This is a genomic window from Kineococcus glutinatus, assembly GCF_039542765.1.
In the GTDB taxonomy this organism is placed as follows: Bacteria; Actinomycetota; Actinomycetes; order Actinomycetales; family Kineococcaceae; genus Kineococcus_A; species Kineococcus_A glutinatus.
Genome location: NZ_BAABIL010000592.1, coordinates 1 through 2108 on the forward strand (window position 1 = coordinate 1; position 2108 = coordinate 2108).

Annotated in this window: 1 protein-coding gene; it reads left to right on the forward strand. The window is 78.3% G+C overall.

All coding sequences use genetic code 11. The features are described 5' to 3' along the window. Positions 1–120 precede the first annotated feature (120 nt). A complete protein-coding gene (locus tag ABEB16_RS18735; protein WP_345713727.1) occupies positions 121–1938 on the forward strand; it encodes a glycoside hydrolase family 15 protein in 1818 nt (605 codons plus the stop codon). The last annotated feature ends 170 nt before the right edge of the window (positions 1939–2108 follow it).

The following is a 2108-nucleotide window of genomic DNA, read 5'->3' on the forward strand; positions in this document are numbered from 1 at the left end:
GCGCCCAACTCCGGGTTCGGGCGACCCCAAGCCCCGCTTGGTGCGCCCAACTCCGGGTTCAGGCGACCCCAGGCCCCGCCCCGGGGTGCGGTGGCGCCCCGCCCGGGGTGGGGTGGCCCGGTGAGCGCCCCCCGCCCCGACCCCGCCCCGACCCCGCCCGCGAGCTTCCCGCCGCACGTGCTGCGCGACTACGCCCTCGTCGCCGACGGCGCGCGCGGCGCCCTCGTGGGCCCCCGCGGCGACATGGTGTGGCTGTGCGTGCCCACCTGGCACGACGACGCCGTGCTCGCCCAGCTCCTCGGCGGCCGCGGCGCCTTCGCCGTCACCCCCACCGGTTCCTTCGTGTGGGGCGGGTTCTACGAGAGCGGCACGCTCGTCTTCCGCCACCGCTGGACCTGCCGCGACGGCGCCCGGGTCGAGTGCCGCGACGCCCTCGCGATGCCCAGCGACCCCCGCCGCGCCGTGGTGCTGCGCCAGGTGCGCGCCGCGGAGGGCGACGCGGAGGTGGACGTCGTCCTGGACCTGCGGGCCGGGTACGGCACCCGGAAGCTGCGGGAGCTGCGCCGCGACGACGCCGGCCGCTGGAGCGCCCGCACCGGCGACCTGCGGGTGCGGCTGACGGGCCTGGCCGGCGCGACGGCCGACGACGACGGGGTGCTGCGCCAGCGGCTGCGGGTGCCGGCCGGGCAGGTGCACGACCTGGTGCTGGAGGTGGGCGAGGGTTCCCCCGGCGAGCCCGTGGACTGCGACCACGCCTGGGCGGCGACGGTGCACACGTGGCGCTCGGCGGTGCCGGACAGCGCGCTGGCCGCGCAGCACTCGGTGGCGCCGGAGGAGGCGCGGCACTCCTACGCGCTGCTGCGGGGGCTGACCAGCGACTCCGGGGGGATGGTGGCGGCCGCGACGATGGCGCTGCCCGAGCACGCCGACCGCGGTCGCAGCTACGACTACCGCTACGCCTGGATCCGGGACCAGTGCTACGCGGGCCTGGCGATGGCCGCCTGCGGTGATCCGCTGCCGCTGTTCGACACCCTGGTGCGTTTCGTGGTGGCGCGGGTGCTGGCCGACGGGCCGGCGCTGCGCCCGGCGTACACGGTGCTGGGCGACCCGGTGCCGGCGGAGCGGCCCGTGGGGCTGCCCGGCTACCCCGGCGGCTGCGACGTGGCGGGCAACCACGTGGCGGGGCAGTTCCAGCTGGACGCGTGCGGGGAGGTGCTGCAGCTGCTGGCCACCGCCGCGCAGCACGACGCCCTCGACGTCGACGGGTGGCGGGCGCTGCACGCGGTGGTCGACGCGGTGGAGCGGCGCTGGGACGAGCCCGACGCCGGGATCTGGGAGATCGAGGACGACTGGTGGGCGCACTCCCGGCTGGAGTGCGTCGCGGGGCTGCGCGCCGCCGCGCGGGTGGTGCAGCCGCCGGAGGCGGGGCGGATCAGCGTGCTCGCCGACCAGCTGCTGGCGGAGACGTCGCGGCGCTGCCTGCACCCGGTGGAGGGCCGCTGGCAGCGCAGCCCGGGCAAGCCGGGGGTGGACGCGGCGCTGCTGCGCCCGGCGCTGTACGGGGCGCTGCCGGTGGACGACCCGCGCTCGGACGCCACCCTGGCGGCGGTGCGCCGCGACCTGGTGGTGGACGGGTACGTCTACCGGTACTCGCCGGACTCGCTGCCGCTGGGCGAGGGCGAGGGGGCGTTCCTGCTGTGCGGGTTCCTGCTGGCGGCGGCGGAGCACGCCCGCGGGGACGAGGTGGCGGCGTTCCGGCTGTTCGAGCGCAACCGGGCGGCGTGCGGGCCGCCGGCGCTGCTGGCGGAGGAGTGGGACGTGCAGCAGCGGCAGCTGCGGGGGAACCTGCCGCAGGCGTTCGTCCACGCGGCGCTCATCTCGACGGCGGCGCGGCTGGCGTCGCCCCCGGCGGGCCCGTCGCCCCGCTCGGTGGGCTGAGACCCCGGGCGCCCGTCTCCGGGTTCGCGCGCCCGCCCGCGCCCCCGTTCCGCGGAAAGGACCCTTTCCGCCGTCCGGAACCCCTGCGGGGCAGCGGAAAGGGTCCTTTCCGCGCGGGCCGGGGTGCGGGACACTCGAGGGCGCGACGCCACGGTCGCGATGGCGTGCGG